Source organism: Streptomyces sp. NPDC127117, assembly GCF_042677325.1.
Lineage (GTDB): Bacteria > Actinomycetota > Actinomycetes > Streptomycetales > Streptomycetaceae > Streptomyces.
The window spans coordinates 287,709-313,354 of record NZ_JBHXTM010000001.1 but is presented as its reverse complement, the minus strand read 5'-3'; the positions used below and the strand labels follow the sequence as shown (position 1 = coordinate 313,354).

Below are 25,646 nucleotides of genomic sequence, written 5' to 3'. Positions count from 1 at the left end.
CCCCACCACACCACCCTCGCCACCACCATCGCCCACACCTACCTCAACGGCACCACCCCCCCCCCCCCCCACCCCCCCCCCCCCCCGCGCCCCCCGCCGGGGTATTTTCCCCGGGGCGCTCGGCTGTGACGACGACCGTGCTCGTGCTCGGCACGGTCAGTCTCGTCACCGACATCTCGTCGGAGATGGTCACCGCCATCCTCCCGCTGTACCTGGTTACCGGACTGGGCCTGTCCCCGCTCGGATTCGGTCTGCTCGACGGGGTCTACAACGGATTCAGCGCGCTGGTCCGGCTGGTCGGCGGGCACCTTGCCGACCGCGGCGGCCGCCACAAGACGGTCGCCGCCCTCGGGTACGGCCTGTCCGCGATCGCCAAGCCGCTGCTGCTGGCCGTGCACACGCTGCCGCTGATCGGTGCGGTGCTGGCGATGGACCGCACCGGCAAGGGCCTGCGCACCGCGCCCCGCGACGCGCTGATCTCGCTGTCCTCGCCGCCGGAGACCCGCGGCCGGGCGTTCGGCGTGCACCGGGCGATGGACACCACCGGCGCCCTGCTCGGCCCGCTGGCCGCGTTCCTGATTCTTCGTCAGGCCCCCGAGGGCTACAACGTTGTGTTCACGGTCAGTTTTTGCGTGGCTGCCCTGGGCGTGATCGTGCTGCTGTTGTTCGTACCCTCGCGCGCCCCGGAGCTGGGCGCCGGGCCGGCGCCCGCCGCGGAACGCCCGTCACTGCGCGCCGCCGTCGCCCTGCTCGGCCGCCGCGACCTGCACCGTCTGGTGCTGTGCGCGATGGTGCTGAGCCTGGCCACGGTCAGCGACTCGTTCATCTACCTGCTGCTGCAACGGCAACTCGGGGTGTCCGACCGCTGGATCGCACTGCTGCCGCTGGGCACGGCAGTGGCGTTCCTGCTGCTGGCGGTGCCGCTGGGCCGGTGGGCGGACCGGACAGGCCGCTGGCGGGTATTCATCGGCGGCCACCTCGCGCTGCTCACGGCGTACGGGCTGCTGCTCACACACGTGCAGTCCGGGTGGCTGCCGTACGCGGTCCTCGCCTTGCACGGCGCCTTCTACGCCGCCACTGACGGTGTGCTCATGGCCGCCGCAGCCGGTTCCGTACCGGCCGGCCTGCGGTCCAGCGGCCTTGCCCTGGTGCAGACCGGCCAGGCGGCGGCACGCTTCGTCGGCTCGATCGCCTTCGGCGCGGCCTGGACAGCGTGGGGCGACCGTTCCGCGCTCGGCGGTGCCGCACTCGCGCTGGCGCTGTGCCTGGTGTTGTCGATACGGCTGCGCCCGGCAGCCGAGCATTCAGCGGCCGAAGGTTCGGCATGTGGAAAAGGGAGTGACGGGCAGTGACCGACCAGGAGACGAGGCGCCGGGAGACCAAGGTGCCCCGAACGGCCCGGGCGGCCGACGCGATGACCAACCGCAACAAACTGCTGGTGCTCCTCGCCAGCGTCCTGGCCCTCGCGAGCGTGGCCGGTGTGGTCGGGTGGTCGTACCAGGCGGACCGCAAGAACCATGTCGGGGCGGGCGGGCCCGGGGGCGGAGCCGGCACGGTGTCGCTCGCGTCCGGCGGCCCCCCTCGGATCGTCTTCCGCTCGCTGAAGTATGGGCCGCACCGCGACGAGTTGAGCAGCGCCCCGGCGGACGCGCCCGACGGGCCGCGCACCTACTCCGGAGTGAAGTGCATACGCTTCTACGCGGCCGCCGGCACCGGAATCTGCCTCCAGTCCGAGATGGGGGTGTACGCGGAGACCTACACTGCGCTCGTGCTGGACTCAGACCTTCACGTGACCCGACGGGTACCTCTCGCCGGAATTCCCAACCGGTCCCGGGTTTCGCCCAGTGGGCACATGGCCGCATGGACGGTCTTCGTCGGGGGTGACAGTTACGCACAAAAGACCTTCTCCACCCGCACGTCGATCCTCGACACCCGCACGGGCGCCCTCCAGCCCAGCCTGGAGGAATACGCCGTCACCAAGGACGGGAAGCCCTTTCACCGCGCCGACGCCAACTTCTGGGGCGTCACGTTCATCGACGACGAGCACTTCTACGCCACGCTCGGCACCGGCGGGCAGACGTATCTGATCCACGGCGACGTCTCCACCAAGACGGCCACCACTGTTCGCAACAACGTCGAGTGTCCCTCACTGTCCCCCGACGGAACGAAGATCGCCTTCAAGAAGCGCGTCCCAGGCCTGCCCACGAACCTCCCCTGGCGGTTGTACGTCCTGGACCTCGAAACGATGAAGGAGCACCCGGTCGCGGAAACCCGCAGCGTCGACGACCAGGCGGTCTGGTCGGACGACCACAACCTGGTCTACTCGCTGCCCGACTTCAGCGCCGATCTCTACACCGTCCCGGCCGATGGATCGAGCGCTTCTCGGGCCCTGGCGCACGAGGCCCTGGCGCCGGCCTGGATCGGATGATCCCGGTCACATCCGAAGGTTGGCGATACGCGCACTGTTACTCGTCGCTCGGCGTCGCCCGTTCCGTATCAGGCATACCGCCCAGTGCCGTTTGCCTGAGCCCTCCGGGCGGCACACCGTAGCTCGCACGGAACGCCCTGCCGAACTCCGGCGGGGGCAGGAACCCACACCAGGCATCGCGCCAGGCAGGACGCCGCGGTCCGGCACGGCCGCCTCCCGCCGCGAGACGGCCGTGCCGCGCCGGGGGACGGCCGGCAGCGGCCCGTGCAAGGTCTCCGTGCCGCGGAGGTGAGGACCGGGACCTGGTCCAGTACCTCGGTCGGCGGGCCGCCGTGTTTCGACCATGCGGTGGCCGGGACATCGATCATGTCCAGGGCGTCCCCCGCCCCGGCGGGGGACCAGCCCCGGGCATCGGCGGTGTTCAGGACATCGATCGCGGCGTCCGTAAATACGGAGAGCCGATCGGGCAGGGAACCGTCGTGAGGGGGCACGTACGGACAACACCCCCGCCCGATCGGAATTGGCCCACATGAGGTGGGTCGGTCCGTGGTTCCCCGGGGGCGCAGACCTCCCGCAGCGGCTCGTACAGGTGCCGGACCCGGTGCAGGTCCTCGGCCTCGTGGATCGGGCCGATGGTGTGGTGCCGAGCAGAGACCTCCAGCCGGGTCGATGACCCGCAGCCGCACGAACCGCGGGCACGGCGGGCCGCGTTCCTCGCTGACCGCGGCACCCCGGCCGCCGCTCTGCTCACCTGCTCCCTGTCCCGTCTCGGCCCTCCAGGACGTCCGCGGCGTCGTCGCTGTCGTGCTCCTGGTCGTCGGTTTCCTCCCAGACGCTGCTGACGCGGTCCCGCCGGTGTTCCGGCATTCCTCTGCCGATGTCCCGGTCGCCCTTCGTGGCGGGTCTGCGACATGGACGAGATCCGCCACTGCCGACCGGTTGTCTCGGTCCGTGCAGAGCCCGAGAGTATCTGCCGAATGCAGCAAGCACTTCTTTCCCGTGAAGAGCAGGAAAAGCTCAAGAACCCACCGCGCCATTCTCACAGTTGACCCGGATGGAAAGGCATACCAGGAGGGCTGGCACAACCACCCGCCAGGTACGACGCAGTGATCCGACGCGGCTCCGAGCTTCCGTGACCGCGTGGCTTTCGCGTGCCCTTGCTTGCTCCCCCTCAGAGAAGGTCATCGCCTCAATGAGACATTCGCAACCGACTGGGCCGAACAGATCCTCAATCAACACGGCCACCCCAATATCCTACTGGCTGACATGTCGTCCAGTGCGGACCGCCCTGGGGATTCTCACCGCAGCCTGTGTGGCCGGCACGCTTGGCACCCTCCCCGCTGCCACCGCCGCCGAGACGCCGACAGCCAAGGCCGCCCGGCCGCACCAGAACAGCCCCGTCGTCGCCACACACAAGCTCACCCTCGTAACAGGCGAGGTGGTGACGCTTGAACGCCATGCCGACAGCGTTCAGGTCGCGACGGTCGAGCCCTCGGCCGACGGCACCCCGGCGGCGTTCACCACCCTGAAGGTGGGCGACGAGGTCTATGTCATCCCGGACAAGGCACAGCCGTACCTCGCCGCGAACGAACTCGACCGCGAACTGTTCAACGTCACCAAGCTGGTCGAGTACGGCTACGACGACGCACACCGCCCCGCCATTCCACTGACCGCGACTTACCGGGGCGCGCCGGGCAAGGCCGGCAAAGCGCTCGACCAGGCCGCGCCGGCCGGCTCGGTGAAGAAGGCCGAGCTGCCCAGCGCCAACGCGGTGGCGCTGCACGCAGCCAAGAAGAAGGCGGCGACGTTCTGGGAGGCGGTCGACGACGACAGCACCGCCAGGAACAAGGTGCCGAAGCTCGCCGACGGCATCAAGAAGCTCTGGCTCGACAAGCCGGTGCACATCGCCCTCGATCAAAGTGTGCCGCAGATCGGTGCCCCGGACGCGTGGGCGGCCGGCTATGACGGCACCGGCACCAAGGTGGCGATCCTCGACACCGGCATCGACCCCGACCACCCCGATGTGGCAGGGCAGGTGAAGAAGATGCAGAACTTCACCGACGACCCCGACACGGTCGACCATCATGGCCACGGCACCCATGTCGCCTCGACGATCGCCGGCTCGGGTGCCGCGTCGGGCGGCAGGCTCAAGGGGGTGGCACCGGGCGCCGACCTGTACATCGGCAAGGTCCTCAACACGGCCGGTTCGGGCTCCGAGTCGATGGTCATCGCCGGCATGGAGTGGGCGGCGGCCCAGGGCGCCGACGTCATCAGCGTGAGCCTGGGCGGGTCGGTCCCCAGCGACGGCACCGACCCGATCAGCCAGGCCGTCAACCAGCTCACCGCGTCCTCCGGGTCGCTGTTCGTCATCGCGGCCGGCAACGAGGGCCCGGGCAAGGGCACCGTGAGCTCGCCCGGTGCCGCCGAGGACGCACTGACCGTCGGCGCGGTGTCCAAGCAGGATCAGCTCGCGAACTTCTCCAGCCGCGGCCCGGTAAAGGAAACCTTCGCGGTCAAGCCGGAGATCACCGCACCGGGCGTGGGCATCGTCGCCGCACGCGCCGCCGGCACCACGATGGGCACCCCCGTCGACGCCGACTACACTGCGGCCAGCGGCACCTCGATGGCCACCCCGCATGTGTCCGGGGCAGCGGCGATCCTCGTCCAGCGCCACCCCGACTGGACCGCCGACCGGCTCAAGCAGGTGCTGGTCAGCACCGCCGAGCAGGGCTCGTACAACGCCTACCAGGGTGGTAACGGCCGCGTCGACGTGGCCAAGGCGATCGACGCCACGACGTACTCGAGCCCCGCCGTCATCAGCATGGGCAAGAGGTCGACCGGGAGCACGCCAGTCACCAGGACGATCGACTACGTCAACACCTCCGCGACGGACACCGCGCTGTCGCTCCGCCTGTTCAGCCTAGGAGAGACGGCACCCCCGCCGGACGGCATGTTCACGCTCAGCGCCGACAGCGTGACGGTCCCGGCCGGCTCCACCGCGAGCGTGACGGTGACCTACCACCCCGAACTCGGCGCCGTGGGCGACTACACCGGTGTCATCACCGCCACCGCGGCCGATGGCACCGCGATGCGCACCACCGTCGGCGCCACGAAGGACGTGCCCACCGTCGACCTCACCCTCAACACGATCGACCGGAACGGAGATCCGGCGTCCGCCGAACTCGCGGTGTTCGACCTGGACAACGGGGTTGTCCACGAGGTCTTCCCCCAGGGCGGAACCAAGACCGTCGCGGTGCCGCAGGGTCGCTACTCCGTCATGGGCATCGTGTACACGAAGGACAAGGCCACGGGCCTGGCCGTGAGCAACACGCTCGCCGGTGAGCCCGTCGTGGATCTGAAGGCGGACCGGACGATCACGATGGACGCCAGGCTGGGCAAGGAGGTCAAGGTCGCGACCCCCAAGGAGTCGCAGTCGAGCAACTACAAGCTCGGGTACCGCCAGAGCCTCCCCGGCAAGAAAGGGATCGACTACATGAAGGGTACGTCGAGCCTGTTCTCGAAGCACGCCTATGTGGTGCCCACCAAGCCGGTGACGGACGGCACCTTCGAGTTCGACTTCCAGGACCGCAGGTACTCGCCGGTGATCCGGGCGTCCTATGGCGGCCAGGGAGGCGCGCTCCCGCTCAAGCCGGTGACCTATGCGGCCCGGTTGTACGGCTCCAGCAAACTCAAGGCGGTCGACGCCGGCACGGGACGGCCACAGGACCTGGCAGGCAAGGACCTCGATGGCAAGCTCGCGGTCGTCACCCGTGATGCCACCTTGAAGGCTGTCGACCAGATCGCCGCAGTGGCGGGCGCCGGTGCGAAGGCAGCGATCATCGTCAACGACCGGCCCGGCGTCTACGCCACCAGCGTGCCGCGCGTCACCGGCACTGCCATCCCGGCCTGGAGCCTCACCCAGGACGAGGGAGCGGTGCTCTTCGGCCGGATGGCCGACGGTCCCACGCGGATCAGCCTGCAGGGCATCAAGAAGAACCCCTATGTGTACAACATCGCGCTGATGGTTCCCGGCGGAATTCCGGCCGACCCCACCGACGCGGTCACCGCGGAGAACTCGGCCGTGGTGAAGTCCCACTACCGCGGCACCAAGGGCACCCTGATCGGCGACACCGACTCGGCGATCCGCCCGGGAGAATCGTTCATCACCCAGCTCGTGGACTTCTACGACGCGCCGGCCGACCGGGAGGAGTGGTACTCCACCGGCAGCAAGTGGCCGACGATGAAGGACATGGGGTGGTGGCACACGGTCTACCCGGACCGCAAGGACATCATCACCAGCATGAGAGACCTCATCCGCAACTACAGCCCGGGCGAGCGGCGGGAGGAGACCTGGCTGGGTGCGGCGAACGGCCCGTCCGGACCGGAGAGCACCCTTGCGTTCCGCGACGGTGACAAGGTCACCCTCAACATGATGGAGATGGGCGACAGCCAGCCCGGACACTACGCCTACTTCCAGGGCGACAACGGCACCACATCGACGGTGCGCCTGTTCCAGGACGGCAGACTCCTCAAGGAACAGGGCTGGTTCTCGCTCACGACGCTGCCGGTCGGCCCCGACCCGGCGACCTACCGGATCACCATGGACACCGAGCACCCGGCGTGGTTCCCGCTGTCCACCAAGGCCGGCACCGCGTGGACGTTCAAGTCCGCCCGTCCGGCGAACGGCAGGGAGGACCTGGCGCTGCTCTGGCCGAGGTACGGCCTGGACCTGGACGCGGAGAACACCGCCGAGGGCGGCACCACCTACCACTTCGCCCTGTCGTTCCTCCTCCAGAACGGCGCCACCCCGGACATCGACGGGGTGAAGGTGGAGGCGTCCTCCGACGATGGTGCCACCTGGCAGCCCGCGAAGCTCAAGAGCAAGAGCGACGGCAGCTACAAGGTGTCCGTGAACAACCCGGCATCGGGCTACGTGTCCCTGCGCGTCAAGGCACAGGACACCAACGGCAGCAGGATCGAGCAGACCCTGATCAAGGCCTACGCCGTTCGCTGACCTCCACGGCAACCCTTTCCCGTCCGCACCCCTGGCGCAGGCACGCCCTTGCGCCAGGGGCGCACCCCGTTGCCGGCAACCAAGTGCCTCGCTGCTCCTCCGTATCGCCGAAACGGGTAGCAACCTCAAAAGGCGGGGAACAACCGGCACTTCTGACTTCAGTGCCGGTTTGCTCGGCGCACCGCATCATCGGCGCAGCTCCACATTCCCGGACCCGGCGCCGGAGTTGCCCTGCCCATTGGCGCTTTGGCATTCCTCCGCCGGTCTATCAGTCGAATGTCGTGGCGGGTCTGCGACATGGAAGAGATCCGCCACTGCCAATCGCTTGTCTCGGTCCGTGCGGAGCCCGAAAGTTACTGCCGAATGCAGCAAGTACTTCTTTCTCACGAAGAGTAGGAGACACTCATGCATCCGCCGCGCCATTTTCGCGCCGAGCCCCAAACCACCGCAGCGCAGGAGGCCTTGAGATGAGGCGTCTCAGGCGACGGTTGGTCACCGCGGCCGTCGGCATCACCGCCCTCGGGGCGGTCATGTCGAGCACCACAGCGAACGCCTCCAACCCGGCTCCGGCTCCGTCTTCCCCTGCTTCCCTCAACCTGCCCGCGTCGGTTCGCGACAGCCTGCTCAAGGCTGAGGCCGGAACTCGGGCGGACCTGTCACTGACGCTGGTGACCGGAGACAAGGTGCAGATCGGCCTCACCAAGGACAGGAAGCCGTTCGTCCGTGAGATCAAGCCCGCGACACGGGCCGGGCAGGAGTCGGTTCTCTTTCATACCGTCACCAGGAACGACCAGGTCTACGTCGTACCGGCAGACGCGTTGCCGCTGCTCCGGGCCGATCTGCTGGACTGGGAGCTCTTCAACCTCGCCAAACTGGCAGATTGGGCGGCCGAGGGCAGAACCGGCGAAGTCCCGGTGATCACCGCGTACAGCGGAAAGGCCACTGCCCGGACAGCGGCGACCGCCGCCGGCACCACCGCCAGGACCGTCCTGCCGAGCATCAACGCCCGCTCGATGACCATCAAGGGCAACGGCCAGTGGTGGCGAGAAGTGCGGGAGAAGAACACCGGCAAGTCCGCCGCCTCCCAGGCCACCGGCCCACTGGCCGGAGTGAAGAAGGTGTGGCTGAACGAGCTGACCACACTTGAGCTCGACAGGTCCGTACCGCAGATCGGCGCGCCCGCCGCCTGGGAACGCGGCTACAACGGTTCGAACGTGAAGGTCGCGGTGCTGGACAGCGGCATCGACGCCACCCACCCCGATCTCGCCGGCCAGATCGCCGAGGCGACCGACTTCACCAACAATCCGAGCGGCCCGGTGGACGGACACGGACACGGTACTCACGTGGCGTCCACGATCGCCGGTACCGGCAAGGCCTCCGACGGGCTGCGTCGTGGCGTGGCGCCCGGTGCGAAGCTCTCCATCGGCAAAGTGTGTGACGACGGGGGCAGATGCGCCGGCGACGCGGTCATCGCCGGCATGGAGTGGGCCGCCAAGTCCGGTGCCGACGTGGTGAACATGAGCCTCGGCGGCGGGGCCAGCGACGGAACGGACCCGCTGAGCAGCTCGGTCAACGCTCTCAGCCGCACCTACGGCACCCTGTTCGTCATCGCCGCGGGCAACAGCGGACCGGACCCCGAGACGGTCGGATCGCCAGGTGCCGCCGACGAAGCGCTGACCGTCGCAGCCGTGGACAAGAGCGACCAGATGGCTTCCTTCTCCAGCCGCGGACCTCGCGTCGGGGATGGCGCGGCCAAGCCGGACATCGCCGCTCCGGGCGTCGCCATCGCCGCGGCCCGCGCCAGGGGCACCTCGATGGGCAAGCCCGTGGACGACTACTACACGTCCGCCAGCGGCACTTCCATGGCCACGCCCCATGTGGCCGGTGCCGCCGCGATCATCGCCCAGCAGCACCCGGACTTCACCGGGCGGCAGATCAAGGCGCTGCTGATGGCGACCTCCAAGGACCTCGGGCACGACCTGTATGCACAGGGCGCCGGCCGGGTGGATGTGGCCCGCGCGATCGATCCGAAGATCATTCCCGACGGGAACCTGGTCTTCGGCCGAGCCGAATACCCGCACTCGCCGGTGTCCAGGACGGTCACCTACAGCAATTGGACCGACGAGCCGATCACTCTCACGCTCTCCGTCTCGGCTTCCTACGCGGGCAAGCCCGCACCGGCCGGGCTGTTCATGCTCAGCGCCGACCAGCTGACGGTGCCCGCCAATGGCTCGGCCGATGTGACGGTGACCATGGACGGCAGGGTGGTGGACGATTCGGGGCAGTACGGCGCATACGCCGGCGTCCTGACCGCCAAGGACAGCGCGGGGGCACTGCTCGGATCGTCGCGGATCTCGACCTTTGTGGAGCCGATCCGCCACGACCTGACCATCAAGGTCACTCCTCCGGCCGGCGCCACCGATGTCTCGTACGGCAACGCACTGATCGTCCCGGTCGACGAGGACAAGCTGAACCTGTACGAAAAGCCGCTGACGGCACCGGGCGGCGAGACGATCAGGGCACGGGTGTTCTCCGGCACTGTCACGGCAGCCATCGGGGTGACGTGGAGGGACGCGGCCGGCGCACTGAACCAGGCCGCACCGATGGTGCCGGAGGTGGAGGTCACCGGGGCGACCACGGTGGAGCTGGACCTGCGGAAGGCCAAGCCGGTCAAGGTGAACACCCCGGAGCCGACCGAGACATACCAGGCAGGCATCAAGACCGAACGGACCTCCGTGGACGGAGACTGGGCAATCACGGCGCAGTTGGCCACCGAATACGGTCCAGGTGAACCGAACTGGTGGGCACTGCCGACCGCCGGCAGGGTCAGCCTCGGCACACTGGACTTCCACAGCCGGCATGTCCTGGTACCGCCGTCAGTGACGATGCAGGTCACGGGGAACGGTGACTCCTTCGACCTGGGCGCCCGCTACGCGACACCGGACACCACCATAAACGGCGGCAACCAGAGGTGGACGAAGGACGGCAAGCCCGTATCCACCCTCGTGCGATCGAGGATTCCCCGACTGCCCTCCAACGGGAAGAAGCCCGTCGTCTACGCGGGCACCGGCTCGGCCGAGGAACTCGCCGGCATCGATGCCAAGGGCGCGCTGGTGCTGCTGAAGCCGACCGACATCTGCGGGACGACCTGCGACTTCACCGCACTTCGCAAGCGAGTGGCGGCGGCCGCCTCCGAAGGCGCGGTGGGGGTGCTGGTGACCGGCGAAACCGATCGGGTCGCCCTGCTGAAGTACGAGTCGTCCCGACAGTACAAGTGCGAAAACGGTCCCGACAGCTGCCCGCCCGTCGATCCGTACGCAGCGCTGCCGATCGTGACCGTACCCCCGGCCCAGGCCGCCACACTGATCCGGCGGATCGAGGGCGGAGCGAAGTCCGGCGTCAAGATCGGACTCGGCGGCAGTCGCGAAGTGTCCAAGGCCTATGCTCTGGCATTCGACTCCCCTGGTCGGGTTCCCGGCAATCTGCCGTTCCGGGTCCAGTCCCGGGATCTCGTCCGTGTCGATCACCGCTTCCACGCCGACCGGCCCGGCGCGGTTCCCCACTTCAGCTGGAACCGGTTTACCGAGTCCGGCCCGGTGACAGAGGAAATCATGCTGCCCAAGCCGGACAGTCAGCGGCAGTTCACCACGTTGGTCGGGCCGCGGAACGACAACGCGATCGACCGTTTCGAGATGTCCGTAAGGGACTATCGCGCGCCGTCCGTGGCAGATCCGTCGGGCCCCTCCGAAGCTCAGGATCTGGCGCTCGGCAAGAAGAACACGATCGACTGGAACGAGGGTCCGTCCCTTCCCGGCGCGGTGCCCCAGGTCCGCACCAAGTCGGGCTTCACCGCCGACACCGGCCTGCCGTGCGCCGGCTGCCGGGAAGGCGACCGCTTCTGGCCCACCCTGTACCTGACCAGCGGCGGGGGTGGTCGCCAGGCCATGATGGGCATGCTCAACGACACGGGCATCGCCCATTTGATCTACGGGGTCCAGGCCTGTGAACCCCCCGTCTGCGGCGTCGGCCTCTTCGACGACGCCGGCCACGAACTCCAGCAAAAGCTCCACCCGGTCGAGTTCGTCTTCGAGCTCGGCGAGCCCGGCAATGTGCCGGACCTGGTGTCGAGGAGTGGGCGGTGATGACCGAAGTGGGGAAGGAGACAGCTCCGATGAACGCGGCAGTGCCACCGAGGTGGCGCCGGAAGGTGAACCTGGCGGCGTCGGCAGCCGTAGCAGTGCTCGCGCTGGCGGGGTGCAAGGCCGACGTCATCGCGTACGACCTCCCTGCGGAATCGGCCCGATACTCGTTGCAGGCGGAGACCAACGGGGTCAAGACCACATGGGAGTACACCTCCGACCGTCCGACCGAGTCCGACACCCCGAAGCCACAGCCGTGCATCGCGGACGTCGTCGTCAAGGAACCCGGCCCGTGCCGTCCGGAACCGCTCATCTTCCTGCGGTACGACCTGGGCCTGGACCTGGACAACTCCGCAAAGGCCAACAGGCTTCACCCCATCACCGTCACCGGGTACTACCAGGACCGGCTCAGCACGCCACCGACCGTCACCGAGTTGCGGGCACAGGCCAGCTTCGACGGCGGTGAGACCTGGCAGTCGGTGATGACCAAGGCCGACGGGAAGAACACCTTCATCGCGCGCATCAAGCATCCGAAGCGTGACCACGCTCCCGGAGGAGTCGCACTGCGGATCACCGCGACCGACAGCGCGGGGAACAACGTCAAGCAGACCATTCCTCAGGCGTACCGACTGCGCTGAGGCGATCCCGATCCGGAGGAAGCGCGGCCGGGACGAGACGTGAGCTTCGCACCGGCCGTGACCCTCGTCCTTCGGCGCATCCCGCACCGAATGCGGATGGGGACCGCGCCCACAGACCGTTCGCGAGCAACTGCTCCGTACGCGTACCGCTTGATCAGGCCGTTGGTCCGGTGCTGCTCGCACCGGACCAACGGCATACCCGGATCCGCGTTCCGGTCCCCTCGCCCCGCTGGCGAGGGGAGGCCGGATCGCTCCTTCCACGACACGGACGCCAGGCCGGAGCACCAACGGACAGACGGAGACATCATGCTGTCGGACGTGCTGGGACTTACCCCCGAAGAGGCGGACACCTACCGCATTCTGGTCTCGGTGGCCTCCGCCACACCCACCGGACTTGCCGAACTCATCGGCTGCGACATCCGTCAGGTGGTGGGCATCCTCAACAGGCTCGAAGACCAGGGGCTCGTCGCGCGCAGCCTCGGCGACACCACTCGGTTCGTCGCCGCCCCACCGGCTGCGGCGCTGCGGGCACCCCTGGTCCAGCGACAGAACGAGCTCGATCTGGCGAAACTCGAACTCGAATCCCTCGACGAAATCTACCGCGCGACCACTCTCGGTCGTGGCGCAGCGGAGGTCGTCGACGTGATCCACGGCACCGAGGCCATCCGCGAACGCATCGGACACATACAACTCGGCGCACGGAGAGAGGTCTTGAACTTTGCCAAGGCGCCGTACTTTTCGTCCGGCAACATGACCGACGACGCGGTCATCGAGCGGGGTGTCCGTTACCGCGTGATAATTGAACGCTCGATGCTCGACGAGGGAGCTCCGTCGTTCGATGAAATCATCCGGGCGCGGGCTGCTGGAGAGATGGTCCGGATCGCTGAATCAGTCCCGCTGAAACTCTTCATCGTGGACAGCGAGTTGGCCATTGTTCCACTCCTCGGCTCCACCAATGCCGCAAAGGCGGGAGCCCTGCTCGTGCACGAGTGCAGCCTGCTCGACGCGCTGATCGCACTGTTCGAGTCCGAATGGGAGAAGGCAACGCCGTTCGTCGCCTCTGCGAGTACCTTGCAGGGCGAGCTGGCCATCGACGATCTGGGTGCACAGATACTCAGCCTGCTCCTGACAGGCCTCACCGACCAAGCGATCGCCACCCAACTGCACACATCCATGCGGACGGTGCAGCGCCGGATTCGCCAGCTGATGAACACGGTGAAGGTGCAGAACCGCATGCAGCTGGGCTTCCGTGCGGCACAGCTGGGCTGGCTCGAAGCCGAACAGGACGGCAGCTGACTCCCGGAACAACTGACCAGCCTGCCGAGGACGTTCACGCGAGATGAGCGGGGGAGTCAATACGTGGCGCCGGAACTCGGCGCGGCGTCAAACCGTCGTGGCCCTGCGGAGTGCGCTGCCGCACTCGGTGCTCGGGCTGCCGTGCGGCGTCGACCGTTCCACGATCACTCGCGCGATCGGCGAGATTCGCGCCCTGCTGGCCGAGCGGGGATGTGCGGTCCCCGACCGCCCCGGCCTGCGGCTGCCGACCCTGGCGGATGTGCTCGCCCATGCGCAGGCCGGGGGATCGAGCTGCGTCTGGACGCCACCGAGATCCAGGCCCGCCGGCCCCTGGCCGGCCGTGGTGGACGGCGTGCGTTCGTCTCCGGCAAGAAGAAACAGAACACCATGACGTGGAGGCCCTATTGGACGACGGCTGCCCCGGGCTCCGCCGTGACCACCTCGGCCAGGCAGTGACCCCACCCAGGAACCGTCGAACACCCCCTCGCCGACCGCAACGCCGGAAACAACTGATCCGCTGGACACACCGACGGGATGTCGTGCCCGCCACCTGCCGGGCCTCGCCAGCCTCGTCTCCGACCGAAGCACCATCGGCTGATACAAACCCCAGCTCAGGCACCCTCAGCCCTCACGCAGTCATGCACCAGCTCGTTGGCCGGACCTTGGCCCGGAAATTGCCCCGGAACTGCTGGTCGGAGCTGGGATATCAGGGGAGTCATCGGGAGTGAGGGCGCATCTCGACTTACCGCTCAGCCATGCGCCGAGGAGGGCGCCTGACGGGCATCTTGCCTGGTCAGGCGCCCTTTCTCTGTTTCTAGAAGAAGCCCAGCTTCTTCGGCGAATACGACACCAGGAGGTTCTTCGTCTGCTGGTAGTGCTCCAGCATCATCTTGTGGTTCTCCCGTCCGATCCCGGACTGCTTGTAACCGCCGAACGCCGCGTGCGCCGGGTACGCGTGGTAGCAGTTCGTCCAGACCCGGCCCGCCTGGATGGCGCGGCCCGCCCGGTACGCGGTGTTCATGTCGCGGGTCCAGACTCCGGCCCCGAGGCCGTAGAGCGTGTCGTTCGCGGTCCCGATGGCGTCGTCGAAGTCGGAGAAGGACGTGACCGCCACGACCGGGCCGAAGATCTCCTCCTGGAAGACCCGCATCCTGTTGTCGCCCTCGAAGACGGTGGGCTGGACGTAGAAGCCGCCCGCCAGCTCCCCGTCGTACTCGATCCGCTCACCACCCGTGAGGACCTTCGCGCCCTCCCGCAGGCCGATGTCCAGGTACGAAAGGATCTTCTTCAGCTGCTCGTCGGAGGCCTGGGCGCCGATCATCGTGTCCGTGTCCAGCGGGTGTCCGGGCACGATCCGTTCGGTGCGGGCGATGCCCGCCTCCAGGAAGTCGCCGTACATCCCGCGCTGGATCAGCGCGCGCGACGGACAGGTGCAGACCTCGCCCTGGTTGAGGGCGAACATGGTGAAGCCTTCGAGGGCCTTGTCGCGGAAGTCGTCGTCCGTGTTCCACACGTCGTCGAAGAAGATGTTCGGCGACTTGCCACCGAGTTCCAGGGTCACCGGCCTGAGGTTCTCGGAGGCGTACTGCATGATCAGCCGCCCCGTCGTCGTCTCGCCGGTGAAGGCGACCTTCGCGACGCGCGGGCTTGAGGCGAGGGGCTTGCCGGCCTCCGTTCCGAAGCCGTTCACGATGTTGACGACGCCCGGCGGCAGCAGATCGGCGACCAGCTTCAGCCACACGTGGATCGAGGCAGGGGTCTGCTCGGCCGGCTTCAGGACCACCGCGTTGCCCGCCGCGAGCGCCGGGGCGAGCTTCCACGTGGCCATCAGGATCGGGAAGTTCCACGGGATGATCTGCGCGACGACGCCGAGTGGCTCATGGAAGTGGTACGCGACCGTGTCGTCGTCGATCTCGCTCAGCGAACCCTCCTGAGCGCGCAACGCACCGGCGAAGTAGCGGAAGTGGTCGATGGCGAGGGGGATGTCGGCGGCCAGGGTCTCGCGCACCGGCTTGCCGTTGTCCCAGCTCTCGGCGACCGCGAGCTCCTCCAGATGGGCCTCCATCCGGTCGGCGATCCTGTTGAGCAGTCCCGCGCGCTCGCCGGCCGCCGTGGCACCCCAGGCGGGCGCCGCGGCATGTGCCGCGTCCAGGGCCAGCTCGACGTCCTCGGCCGTACCGCGGGCGATCTCGGTGAAGGGGCGGCCGTTGACGGGGCTGGGGTTCTCGAAGTACTGACCACGGGCGGGCGGTACGTACGCGCCGCCGATCCAGTGGTCGTAGCGGGTCTCGTACGAGACGATGGCGCCCTCGGCACCCGGCGCGGCGTAACGGGTCATCTCTGTGGCCTCCCGGATCCGGTGCCGCCCGCCATTGGACGGCCCTCGGCGCGAGCGTAGGAAGCGATACGTTGCAACCCCGTTGCACGGCCGCGCGGCTACCGCTGCTCGGCGTCCAGTGCCCGGACCCTGGCGAGCAGCGCGGGCCGCTGCCCGGCGGGAACGGCCCCGGCGAGCGCCTCCCAGACCGGGAGGTCGTCCTCGCCCCAGGAGCTGTACGCCCAGTCGGCCAGCAGCCCCGGATCGCCGCGGGCGATGAGTGCCGCCCGCAGCTGCTCGTCGAGCCGACGCCGCAGCCGGACGACGGAGGGTGCCCGCGAGCCCGGCAGCAGCGGGCCCGCGTAGGCAGCGAGCGCCGCGGCCACCGCCCCCGACGCCAGTCGGCGCGCCACCGTGTCGAAATCGGCGTCGACGGGAGCGGAGAGCCGGTAGGGGCGGGACAGGAGGAGCTCCGGGCCGAGCAGCCTGCGCAGCCTGGAGAGTTCGGCCCGCAGGGTCACCGGGGTCACCGACTCGTCCTCGTACAGCTCGACGAGGAGTTCGTCGCCGCCGAGGCCCTCGGGACGGCGGGCCAGCGTAGCCAGGATCTCGCTGTGCCGCCTGCTGAGCCGGATCCTGCGGCCTCCCGTCACCAGCAGCGCCTCGTCCCGGCCCAGTGCGCTGAACCGTACGGCCCCGGCGGCCGGTGACGGGCGGAGCAGCGCGAGGTGCGACTCGGCGGCGCGGGCCACCGCCTGCACGAACGCCAGGCTGTGCGGATGCGCGAGCCGGTCCCCGCCGGTGATGTCGACGGCACCCAGGACCCGTCCGCTGTGCGGGTCGTGCAGCGGCGCGGCCGCGCAGGTCCACTGCTGGACCGGCCGCAGGAAGTGCTCGGCGGCGAAGACCTGCACCGGGCGGTCAACGGCGATGGCCGTCCCCGGCGCGTTCGTCCCCGCCGCTGCCTCGGACCAGCGGGCACCCTCCACGAAGTTCATCCGGCCCGCGGCCCGGCGGGTCACCGCGGGGCCTTCGACCCACAGCAGTCTGCCGTGCGCGTCGCACACCGCGAGGAGATGCTCCCCGTCCGTCGCGTAGGCGCCCATCAGCTCACGGATCACCGGCATGGCGGGGGCCAGCGGATGCCCGTCCCGGTACGGGCCGAGTTCGTCCGGGCCCAGCTCGACCAGGGCGGCGCCGTCCGGGCTGACCCTGGCCCGCGCCGAGCGCCGCCACGACTCACCGACGACCGGACGCACCGGACGCTCCAGCCTGCCCGCCGTGGTGAACACCTCGTGTGCGCGGCGCAGTTGGCCGATCCGTGCACCGGGGTCCGTATCGGCTGCCAGCGCCACCCAGGAATCCGTCAACTCACCCTCCCGTCCAGGGGATACCGCACATCCCATCGTCGTCGCGGCAGGCCGCCGCGACAACCGGGGTGAGGAGAGTGACCGGCCCCGGTGGCGAAGGCGGGTCAGCCGGCCGAGTACAGATTGACGAGCCGGATGTACCGCACCCAGTCCCAGTTCGGGCCGGGGTCGGTGTGGTCGGTGCCGGGGACCTGCGCGTGGGCGAGGATGTGCGCACGGTCCTTGGGGATGCCGTAGCGGTCGCACACCGAAGCGGTCAGCAGCGCCGACTTCTCGTACATCGCGTCGGTGAAGTACGAAGGCTTGTCCACCCAGCCCTCGTGCTCGATACCGATGCTGCGCGTGTTGTAGTCCCAATTGCCCGCGTGCCAGGCGACGTTCTTCTCCCGGACGCACTGCGCGACATAGCCGTCGGCCGAGCGCACCAGATAGTGCGCGGAGACCTGCTTCGCCGGATTCTGGAAGATCCCGATCGTGTCCGGGTACGTCTCCTGAGTCACGTGGATGATCACGTACTGGACCGGATAGGCCGAAGGACGGCTCGAAGCCGTGTAGTTGGAGGTGGAGGCAGGCGTCCAGTGCGCGAGCGGGTAGTCCGTGTCGCCCGCGGTCGTGGCGGCCATGGCGCGGGTGGAGGCCGGGATCAGAGCGGCGGCCGCCGTCGCGGCGGCGCCCTGGAGAATCCTTCTGCGGTGCATGAACACTCCTGTGGGGGGAGGGGCGGGGATGGCAGGGGACAGGGGGAAGAAGCGGTCAGGGGCTGGACAGCAGGGTCGCGGGCTCCCGCGGATGGCGGTGGAGGCCGCGGCGCGGGGGCGAACACCGCGATCCCGGGCACCGGGAACAGGAGGAGAAGGAGATACGAGAGGCATCACCCGACAGCCCGCTGCCCGATTCCCCCGACATCCCGCGACTCCCTTTATGCCCGATGACCGGAAGATGCTGTCCGATGCGCGGCCGAGTGTCTCGCGCGCCCTACCGTACGGGCGCCGCGCGGGCGGCGGAAGACTGCAGGGGCGGAAATGGTGTCTGTGGAAAGGGGGAACGCCGCAATGTACGTCGATCTCGGTACGGGCGTGGGGACTTGGGTTCGACGGCTGTGCGGAACGCCGTGGTGTGTGCGGTGAAGTTCCTTACGGGTGATCCGGGTTGACGAAACCGGCCCTCCACAGCGATCGCTGCGGAGGGCCGGACACGATGGATACGCCCGTGTGCGGGCGCGCGGGTCAGTCGCGCAGCGGGCGGGCCAGCTTCAGCTCCGTCACCGACGTCTCGATGCCGCTGTCGACCAGGCGGCCGTTCGCGTCGAATGCCTCGGCGCCGTCGGTCATCCCGAAGTCGTTGTCGTTGATGAGGGCGAGCGTGTTCCGGCCCGTCACCGCGACGCCCTCGATCTTTCCGGGCACGCCCGCGACCTTGCCCAGGTCGACGACCAGGCTCTTGCGCAGCACCGGGACGCCCGACGCCGAGGGGTCGGTGAGTTCCTCGTACGAGGGGGACGCAGCCGGGTCGTCCCAGGCGGATCCCAGGATTCCGGAGCCGTGCGGGAGCGTCACCCGGTGCAGCCGGGCCGCCTTGTCCGTGCGCTCCTCGACCAGCAGCTCGTGCCGGCCGAGCGCGACGACCGAGGAGATCTTCAGCTCGGAGGTGTCGTCCTCGTTCGGGTCCACGACGTCCACCGCGTCGAACCGGTAGGCGTACTCTGCGGTGACCGCGCGCTTCTTCGTCGAGAAGCGCAGCAGCCGCACATTGCGCGAGGCCTCGCCCGCGTCCTGGTCCGGCTGCGAGAGAGGGCTCTGTACCGCGAGCACCAGATCGCCGCCCGGGAGGAGTGCCAGCCCCTCGAAGCCGCGGTTGATCTTGCGGTGCAGGAGTACGGCCGGCAGCGACTCCACCACCGGATAGTCGGCGCCCGTCAGCCCGAGCCCCTTCGGTACATGGCGGGCGAGAACCCGGCCGTGGGCGGAGACGTGCACCAGGGAGGGGCCGTACTCGTCGGCGAGCCAGAAACTGCCGTCGGCGGCGCGGACGATGCCCTCGGTGTCCAGACCGTTCGGGTTGTACGTGAGCGGGGTCTTCGCGTCGTAGGTGTACGGGGCCTCGTCGCGGCCCGGCTGGTTCGACAGACCGGTGACCGGGGCTCCGGACCGAGTGGTGATCGGTATGGCCCTGAGTACCTTGATGTGCTTCCCGCCGGCCCGCACCTTGACGATCGCCGGGTCGAAACCGGGGACCGGGAAGGTGCGTCGCTTCTTCCCGTCGATCTTGATCTGACCGTTGGGCCCCCGGTCGGTGACGGTCCAGAACTCGCCCCGGCGGCCCGCGGGAAAGATGTCGCTGCCGATGCCGCCGAGCTGCACCCCGCGGTCGTCCGTCACTGTCCCCGGCAGCAGCCCGTCACTGAAGCCGGCCAGCGGAATGTCGCCGAGCACTGCGGTGCCGGTGACCCGCGCCGTGCGCTCCGGCCGCTGGTGCCGGTCGGTCTGCGCGCCGGTTGCCGTCCCGGTCGCGACCACCGTACCGAGCAGGGCGAGCGGCAGACCGGCGGCAAGGGAACGACGGACAACGCGCGCGGACATGGGGCCTCCTGGGGCATGAACAGCTCTGACGGCCGCCAGGCTCTGCCCTTGTCGTCAACGCGTGGTGACATCCGATTGAACACACGGGCAGAACGCGGCGACGGGCGGGGGTGGACGGCTCGGCCGCCCCGCCCGTCGTGGTCGGCCCTGCCTGCCGTACGGGCGGGGCCTCAGTCCTCCGGCACGCCCGAGGCGCCCAGCGCGGCCGCCGGATCATCGTCCGCCGGACCCGCCGGAACCCAGCGACCACTCTCCTTGCGGTAGGGCCACCAACGCCCGTCCCGTCCGTACCGCAGCTGTACGCCGCTGTCCACCGCGGTCCAGCGGTTGCCCGCCGCCCGCAGCCGGGGCCGCTCGGCCTCCTCCCACGCCTCGGTGAGCTGTGCCCGTGCCCTGGCCAGGTGCTCCGGACCGGGAGTCCACTCCTCTTCGAGCACGGCCAGCGCGGCCACGCCGCCGTACCGCCAGGCCCGTACCGCCGTGTCGAACTCAGCCCCCCGCCGCCCCGAACCGGCGGCCAGCCGCTTCGTGATCCAGTGCTCGGGCCGGGCCTCCGCTGCCAGCCGCACGGCATCCTGCTGCGGGGTCAGCGCGGCCGGCGGAGGCTGTTTCTCATGGCCGGGCGAGAGCGCCTCGGCCAGCATCCGGTGGGCGCGCGCCGCACCGTCCGTCGCCAGCATCTCCAGCGCCGCCGGATCGACGCCGGCCTGCGGTTCGGTCTCCGTGTCCAGGGACGGCGCCGGGCCGGGCTCGGCGGGCAGTGGCGGAGGATCGGGCAGCGGGGGCAGGATGTCCCGGGCCGCGAACGCCTCGTCCGCCCGTATACCCCGATCGTCGGCCCTCGCCGCCACGGCCTCGGAACCGTCGGCCGGACCGGACGGCGCGTGCCCCTCAGCGCGGGCCGCGATCCGGACCTGGAGCTCGTCCAGCAGCCGCCGCTCGCCACGTCCCCGCATCAGCAGCAGTACGAACGGGTCCTGGTCCAGCAGCCGCGCCACCTGGTAGCACAGGGCGGCGGTGTGCGGGCAGTGGTCCCATGCCTCACAGGTGCACTCCGGATCCAGATCGCCGATCCCGGGCAGCAACTCCACTCCGGCGGCCACAGCGTCCTCCACCAGGTGCGGGGGCATCTCCCGGTCCAGCAGCGCCGCGATGTGCCCGGCCCGCTCGACGGCCATGCCGAGGAATCGCTCCCAGTCCCCTTCGCTCAGCTCCTGGAGCAGCACATCGCTGCGGTACGTGGACGAGTCCCCGTCCCGGACCACCGCGGTGATCCGTCCGGGCCGCACCGAGACCGCACCGACCCGGCCCTCGCGGGCGAACCTGCGCCCCTTCTTGAGCTGCCGGCCGTCCAGCGCGGTGTCCTCCAGGGCCTTCAGCCACGCCTGGCCCCACCAGGACCGGGCGAAGCCGTGGCCGTGCGCGGGCGGCAGCGCGGCGAAGGTCCGCTCCTGTCCCGGAGCGGCGTCGTTCCGGTCATCGCTCCCGTGCTCGCCGCCGTCGTAACCGTCGTAGCGGTCGCCGTCGTGTCCGTCGCTCATCGCGTGCCCCCTCGCAGCTCCACCAGATCGGCCAGTTCCGCATCGGTCAGTTCGGTCAGCGCCGCCTCGCCGGAGCCGAGCACCGCGTCCGCGAGCCCCTGCTTGCGGGCCAGCATGTCGGCGATCCGGTCCTCGATGGTGCCCTCGGCGATCAGCCGGTGCACCTGCACCGGCTGGGTCTGGCCGATCCGGTACGCGCGGTCGGTGGCCTGTGCCTCGACCGCCGGATTCCACCAGCGGTCGAAGTGCACGACATGACCGGCCCGGGTGAGGTTGAGGCCCGTACCGGCCGCCTTCAACGACAGCAGGAAGACCGGGGCCTCGCCCGCCTGGAAGCGGTTGACCATCGCTTCGCGCTCCGCGACAGGCGTGCCGCCGTGCAGGAACTGCGTACGCACCCCGCGCGCCGCCAGATGCTCTTCGAGCAGCCGGGCCATCTGCACGTACTGGGTGAAGACGAGCACGCTCGCCTCCTCCGCCAGAATCGTGTCGAGCAACTCGTCCAGCAGCTCCACCTTCCCCGAACGGTCCGCGATCCGGGGCTCGTTCTCCTTGAGGTACTGCGCCGGGTGGTTGCAGATCTGTTTCAGCGCCGTCAGCAGCTTGACGACGAGACCGCGACGGGCGAAGCCGTCGGCGCCGGAGATCGCGTCCAGCGTCTCGCGCACCACCGCCTCGTACAGCCCCGTCTGTTCCGCCGTGAGCGACACCGTGCGGTCCGTCTCGGTCTTCGGCGGCAGCTCCGGCGCGATACCCGGATCGGATTTGCGCCGTCGCAGCAGGAACGGCCGGACCAGCGCCGCGAGCCGCTCGGCAGCCGCCGGGTCACCGCCCTCCGCGGTCCGCGCGTAACGGGTACGGAAGGTGCCGAGCCGGCCCAGCAGACCGGGCGTCGTCCAGTCGAGGATCGCCCACAGCTCGGAGAGGTTGTTCTCCACCGGAGTGCCGGTGAGTGCCACCCGGGCCTGCGCGCCGATCGTCCGCAGCTGCTTGGCCGTCGCCGAGTACGGGTTCTTCACGTGCTGCGCCTCGTCGGCGACCACCATGCCCCACCTGACCTCCGCGAGCTTCGCCGCGTCGAGCCGCATGGTGCCGTACGTGGTGAGGACGAACTCGCCGTCCGCCAGGTCGGCGAGGCTGCGCGATCCGCCGTGGAAGCGGCGTACCGGCGTACCCGGCGCGAACTTCTCGATCTCCCGCTGCCAGTTGCCCATCAGCGAGGTCGGGCAGACCACCAGCGTCGGACCGGTGGCCGATTCGATGCTCTGGCGGTGCAGATGCAGCGCGATCAGAGTGATGGTCTTGCCGAGCCCCATGTCGTCGGCGAGACAGCCTCCGAGACCGAGCGAGGTCATGGTGTGCAGCCAGTTCAGACCGCGCAGCTGATAGTCGCGCAAGGTGGCGGCGAGGGCCTCGGGCGGGCCGACCGGCTGCGGATCGCCCTGCCGCCCGGCCGTCTCCGGATCGGCCAGCCTGCGGCGCAACCGCTCCAGCCAGCCGGTGGCCCGGACCTCGACCCGCTGCCCGTCGACCTCGGTGGAACCGGTGAGGACCGCGCCCAGTGCATCGATCGGTGTGACCTTGCGGTCCCGGGTCTCGCGGGCCCTCCGGGCCTCCTCGGGGTCGATCAGCACCCACTGGTCCCGCAGCCGTACCACCGGCCGGTTGGCCTCGGCCAGGCGGCTCAGTTCGGCGCGGCTCAGCTTCTGATCACCCAGCGCGAACCGCCAGTCGAACGCCAGCAGCGCGTCGGCCGACAGGAGCGGCGGAGCCTCGGAGCCGCTGCGTGCGACCCCCTCGCGCTCCTCGTCCTCCTCGTCGTAGGGCGGCCCGATCACGGCGCGGGCGGTGAGCTTGCGGGCCAGTTCCTTGGGCCAGTGCACCTGGACCCCGGTGGCTGCCAGGGCGCGTCCGGCGGGGCCGAGGAGTTCGGCGAGCTCGTCGTCGTCCGGCTCCACGGAGTCGGGCACCGCGGCGGACAGCAGCGGGGACAGCGGCGGCCAGGCACGGGCTGCCCGGCGCAGCGCAGGCAGGACGTCCATCCGGGTACGCGGTCCGAAGGCCGCTGCGGTGTTCGTACCGCCCGCCCAGACCTCGGCCGCATCGGTGACCAGCGTCGGATCGCTGACGCTGTGGATCTGCAGAACCACCCGGAAGGAGGGCCCGGCGGACCGCTCGCCGTCCTCGTCGGGCGCAGTGAGCCCCGACACCTCCACCCGGAGCGAGAGCCGGACGCCCGCGTCGTGCCCGGCCGCCACATCGGTGGCCCAGGCCCGATGGCCGGGCAGATGCTGCGGTTCATCGACGGTGAAGGCCCGGCCACCGCCGGCCGACGAGGCGGCGGGGGTGCGGGGGAGACCGTCCGCCACCGCGTCGAGGAACGCGCGCAGCAGCCGCTCGGGCTCGGGCAGCAGAACGGGCTCCGCGGACCCGTCGAGCGGAACCGCGTGGGCCAGGGGCGGCATCGAGGCGGAGAGCGTCCGGATCCGCGACTGGTCGTCCGCGGTCAGCGGACCGGCCCGCCAGGCGTCATGGTCCGTGGCGGTGAGCCCCGGTAGCAGCAGGCCCCGGGCGGCGAGTTGGAGAGCGAGGAGAGCGGCCGCACCCCAGAAAGCGGCCGCGTCGGAGGCACGCTGCGAGACCCGGGCACGCGTCAGCACGGGCAGCGCGTCGCGGACCGGAAGCAGTCGTGCCGGTACGGCGTACACCAGTGCGTCGGTGCCGACGACGGCCAGCTCCTCCACGCATCCGGGACCGTCGGGCGGGCCGCTGCCGTCCGGATGCCAGAAGGCGATGCGGCCGGTGCGGGCGGGATCCCCGGGCAGGAAGACCACGGAGCAGGCGGAGAGTGCGGAGATCTCGGGGAGCGTTGCCGCAGGGAGTCTTTGCACAGTGATGCCGAATTCCTCAAATTTGACTAGTGGGGTCGGGTCGCCGAGGGTACCCCACCGAAATCCTCCACCGTGAGTCGAATTGCCGTGATCCGGACCACATTCCGATCCGCAGGGATGCCGGACCGCGCGTCGGACAGGGGGCAAGGCGCACCCCCGGGTGTGGCCAGCACCCCCATCGTGGGCGGGGGTATACCCCCGGAGATCCCGGGTGGTGGCGCCATGGTTCCCGCGTGCCCGGTTCCCCTACGTTTCTACAGGTCAGCGCAGCTTTCCAGAGACCGGAGACGTCATGCCCCAGGCCATAGCCACCGCAGCGGAAGGAACCCGTGACGGTGCGGGAAGTGCCGGAGCGATCGGTGGCGGAGAGACGAGCGCGGCAGGTGCCGCCTGCGCCGACGCCGGAACCGCTTCGGCACAGGGCAGCGACTTCGCACCGCTGCTGCGGGCCGTGAAGGGGCAGGGCCTCCTGGAACGGCGAACCGGGTGGTACGCCGCGGGCATCGCCGTCAATCTGATCGCCCTGGGCGCCGTGATCACCGGCATGGTCCTGCTCGGCAACACCTGGTGGACCCTGCTTCTCGCGCTGCCGCTGGCGATCTTCTGGTCGCGCACCGCGTTCGTCGGACACGACGCCGGGCACGCCCAGATCGCCGGCGGTCGAAGGGCGGGACGCGCGATCGGCCTTGTGCACGCCAACCTGCTGCTCGGGATGAACGAGGCATGGTGGAACGACAAACACGTACGCCACCACGCCAATCCCAACCACATCGACAAGGACCCGGACGTCGGCGTCGGCGCCCTCGTGTGGACACAGAAACAGGCGGCCCAACGTGAGGGCTTCGCCCGCTGGCTCACCCGCAACCAGGCCCGGCTCTTCTTCCCGATGCTGCTCCTGGAAGGCATCGCGCTGAAGATCTCCGGTTTCCAGTACCTGCGCCGGCAGCCCGCCCGGGAACGAGCTCTCTCGGCACTGCTCCTGGTCGCCCACCTGGGCCTTTACGCGACACTGCTGCTCACCGTGCTGTCCCCGGGGAAGGCCGTCGTCTTCGCCCTTGTGCACCATGCGCTGTTCGGCCTCCACCTGGGCATGGCCTTCGCGCCGAACCACAAGGGCATGGAAATGCCGGACCCCGACGGCGAACGCTGGGGCCACCTCCAGCGCCAGGTCCTCACCTCGCGCAACGTACGCGGCGGCATCCTCACCGACTGGTTCCTCGGCGGGCTCAATTACCAGATCGAGCACCACCTCTTCCCGAGCATGCCCCGACCGCACCTGCGCCTGGCGCAGCCCATGGTGCGCGCCCACTGCAAGTCGCTGGGCATGCCGTACGCGGAGACCGGACTGATCGAGTCCTACCGGCAGGCGCTGCAGCACATGCACGAGGTCGGCGAACCGCTGAGGTGAGTCATCGGGCGGCTGGAACCGATGG

Annotated in this window: 13 protein-coding genes and 1 pseudogene; 8 read left to right on the top strand and 6 right to left on the bottom strand. The window is 69.6% G+C overall.

The window, feature by feature from the left end; translation table 11 throughout:
• Window positions 1–125: 125 nt before the first annotated feature.
• From ACFVH0_RS01485 to ACFVH0_RS01455, 7 genes and pseudogenes are all read left to right on the top strand, one after another.
• The gene (locus tag ACFVH0_RS01485; protein ID WP_385817391.1) at window positions 126–1,352 is read left to right on the top strand and encodes an MFS transporter; all 1,227 of its coding nucleotides are present in this window, start codon (window positions 126–128) and stop codon (window positions 1,350–1,352) included.
• A gap of 62 nt (window positions 1,353–1,414) precedes the next feature.
• Window positions 1,415–2,428, top strand: a complete 1,014-nt coding sequence (locus tag ACFVH0_RS01480; RefSeq protein WP_385817508.1) for a TolB family protein — start codon at window positions 1,415–1,417, stop codon at window positions 2,426–2,428.
• A 1,312-nt stretch (window positions 2,429–3,740) separates the two neighbouring features.
• Window positions 3,741–7,442 carry a S8 family serine peptidase gene (locus ACFVH0_RS01475; protein WP_385817390.1) on the top strand — a complete coding sequence of 1,234 codons (3,702 nt, stop codon included), beginning with the start codon at window positions 3,741–3,743 and terminating at the stop codon, window positions 7,440–7,442.
• A gap of 467 nt (window positions 7,443–7,909) precedes the next feature.
• The gene (locus tag ACFVH0_RS01470; RefSeq protein ID WP_385817389.1) at window positions 7,910–11,584 is read left to right on the top strand and encodes a S8 family serine peptidase; all 3,675 of its coding nucleotides are present in this window, start codon (window positions 7,910–7,912) and stop codon (window positions 11,582–11,584) included.
• A gap of 29 nt (window positions 11,585–11,613) precedes the next feature.
• Window positions 11,614–12,219 carry a hypothetical protein gene (locus ACFVH0_RS01465; protein WP_385817388.1) on the top strand — a complete coding sequence of 202 codons (606 nt, stop codon included), beginning with the start codon at window positions 11,614–11,616 and terminating at the stop codon, window positions 12,217–12,219.
• Between the two features lie 306 nt (window positions 12,220–12,525).
• Window positions 12,526–13,515, top strand: a complete 990-nt coding sequence (locus ACFVH0_RS01460; protein ID WP_385817387.1) for a helix-turn-helix domain-containing protein — start codon at window positions 12,526–12,528, stop codon at window positions 13,513–13,515.
• A 91-nt stretch (window positions 13,516–13,606) separates the two neighbouring features.
• Window positions 13,607–14,113: pseudogene (locus ACFVH0_RS01455) on the top strand (IS5/IS1182 family transposase); the annotation flags it as partial.
• Between the two features lie 216 nt (window positions 14,114–14,329).
• Here the strand turns inward: ACFVH0_RS01455 and ACFVH0_RS01450 are convergent.
• The 6 genes from ACFVH0_RS01450 to ACFVH0_RS01425 all read right to left on the bottom strand — a co-directional run bounded on the left by ACFVH0_RS01450 (window position 14,330) and on the right by ACFVH0_RS01425 (window position 24,213).
• Complete coding sequence (locus ACFVH0_RS01450; RefSeq protein ID WP_385817386.1) at window positions 14,330–15,853, bottom strand: aldehyde dehydrogenase family protein; 1,524 nt, start codon at window positions 15,851–15,853, stop codon at window positions 14,330–14,332.
• Window positions 15,854–15,951: 98 nt separating this feature from the next.
• The gene (locus ACFVH0_RS01445) at window positions 15,952–17,202 is read right to left on the bottom strand and encodes a GAF domain-containing protein (RefSeq protein ID WP_385817385.1); all 1,251 of its coding nucleotides are present in this window, start codon (window positions 17,200–17,202) and stop codon (window positions 15,952–15,954) included.
• A gap of 104 nt (window positions 17,203–17,306) precedes the next feature.
• Window positions 17,307–17,900, bottom strand: coding sequence for an N-acetylmuramoyl-L-alanine amidase (locus tag ACFVH0_RS01440; RefSeq protein ID WP_385817384.1), 594 nt, complete (start codon window positions 17,898–17,900; stop codon window positions 17,307–17,309).
• Window positions 17,901–18,428: 528 nt separating this feature from the next.
• Window positions 18,429–19,781, bottom strand: coding sequence for an esterase-like activity of phytase family protein (locus ACFVH0_RS01435; RefSeq protein WP_385817383.1), 1,353 nt, complete (start codon window positions 19,779–19,781; stop codon window positions 18,429–18,431).
• A 170-nt stretch (window positions 19,782–19,951) separates the two neighbouring features.
• Window positions 19,952–21,322, bottom strand: coding sequence for an SWF or SNF family helicase (locus tag ACFVH0_RS01430; RefSeq protein ID WP_385817382.1), 1,371 nt, complete (start codon window positions 21,320–21,322; stop codon window positions 19,952–19,954).
• Window positions 21,319–24,213, bottom strand: a complete 2,895-nt coding sequence (locus ACFVH0_RS01425) for a DEAD/DEAH box helicase (RefSeq protein ID WP_385817381.1) — start codon at window positions 24,211–24,213, stop codon at window positions 21,319–21,321. Before ACFVH0_RS01425 ends, ACFVH0_RS01430 begins: the two co-directional genes overlap by 4 nt.
• 292 nt (window positions 24,214–24,505) lie before the next feature.
• On the opposite strand from ACFVH0_RS01425, the gene ACFVH0_RS01420 reads away from it, so the two are divergent.
• On the top strand, window positions 24,506–25,621 hold the full coding sequence (locus ACFVH0_RS01420) for a fatty acid desaturase family protein (protein WP_385817380.1): 1,116 nt from the start codon (window positions 24,506–24,508) through the stop codon (window positions 25,619–25,621).
• Window positions 25,622–25,646 lie beyond the last annotated feature (25 nt).

What these genes read in the sequence shown, in the direction of transcription:
- ACFVH0_RS01470 (WP_385817389.1), top strand. Translation starts at nt 7,910, where the DNA reads ATGAGGCGTCTCAGGCGACGGTTGGTCACCGCGGCCGTCGGCATCACC.
- ACFVH0_RS01465 (WP_385817388.1), top strand. Translation starts at nt 11,614, where the DNA reads ATGAACGCGGCAGTGCCACCGAGGTGGCGCCGGAAGGTGAACCTGGCG.
- ACFVH0_RS01430 (WP_385817382.1), bottom strand. Translation starts at nt 21,322, where the DNA reads ATGAGCGACGGACACGACGGCGACCGCTACGACGGTTACGACGGCGGC.
- ACFVH0_RS01440 (WP_385817384.1), bottom strand. Translation starts at nt 17,900, where the DNA reads ATGCACCGCAGAAGGATTCTCCAGGGCGCCGCCGCGACGGCGGCCGCC.
- ACFVH0_RS01480 (WP_385817508.1), top strand. Translation starts at nt 1,415, where the DNA reads ATGACCAACCGCAACAAACTGCTGGTGCTCCTCGCCAGCGTCCTGGCC.
- ACFVH0_RS01420 (WP_385817380.1), top strand. Translation starts at nt 24,506, where the DNA reads ATGCCCCAGGCCATAGCCACCGCAGCGGAAGGAACCCGTGACGGTGCG.
- ACFVH0_RS01450 (WP_385817386.1), bottom strand. Translation starts at nt 15,853, where the DNA reads ATGACCCGTTACGCCGCGCCGGGTGCCGAGGGCGCCATCGTCTCGTAC.
- ACFVH0_RS01435 (WP_385817383.1), bottom strand. Translation starts at nt 19,781, where the DNA reads ATGTCCGCGCGCGTTGTCCGTCGTTCCCTTGCCGCCGGTCTGCCGCTC.
- ACFVH0_RS01460 (WP_385817387.1), top strand. Translation starts at nt 12,526, where the DNA reads ATGCTGTCGGACGTGCTGGGACTTACCCCCGAAGAGGCGGACACCTAC.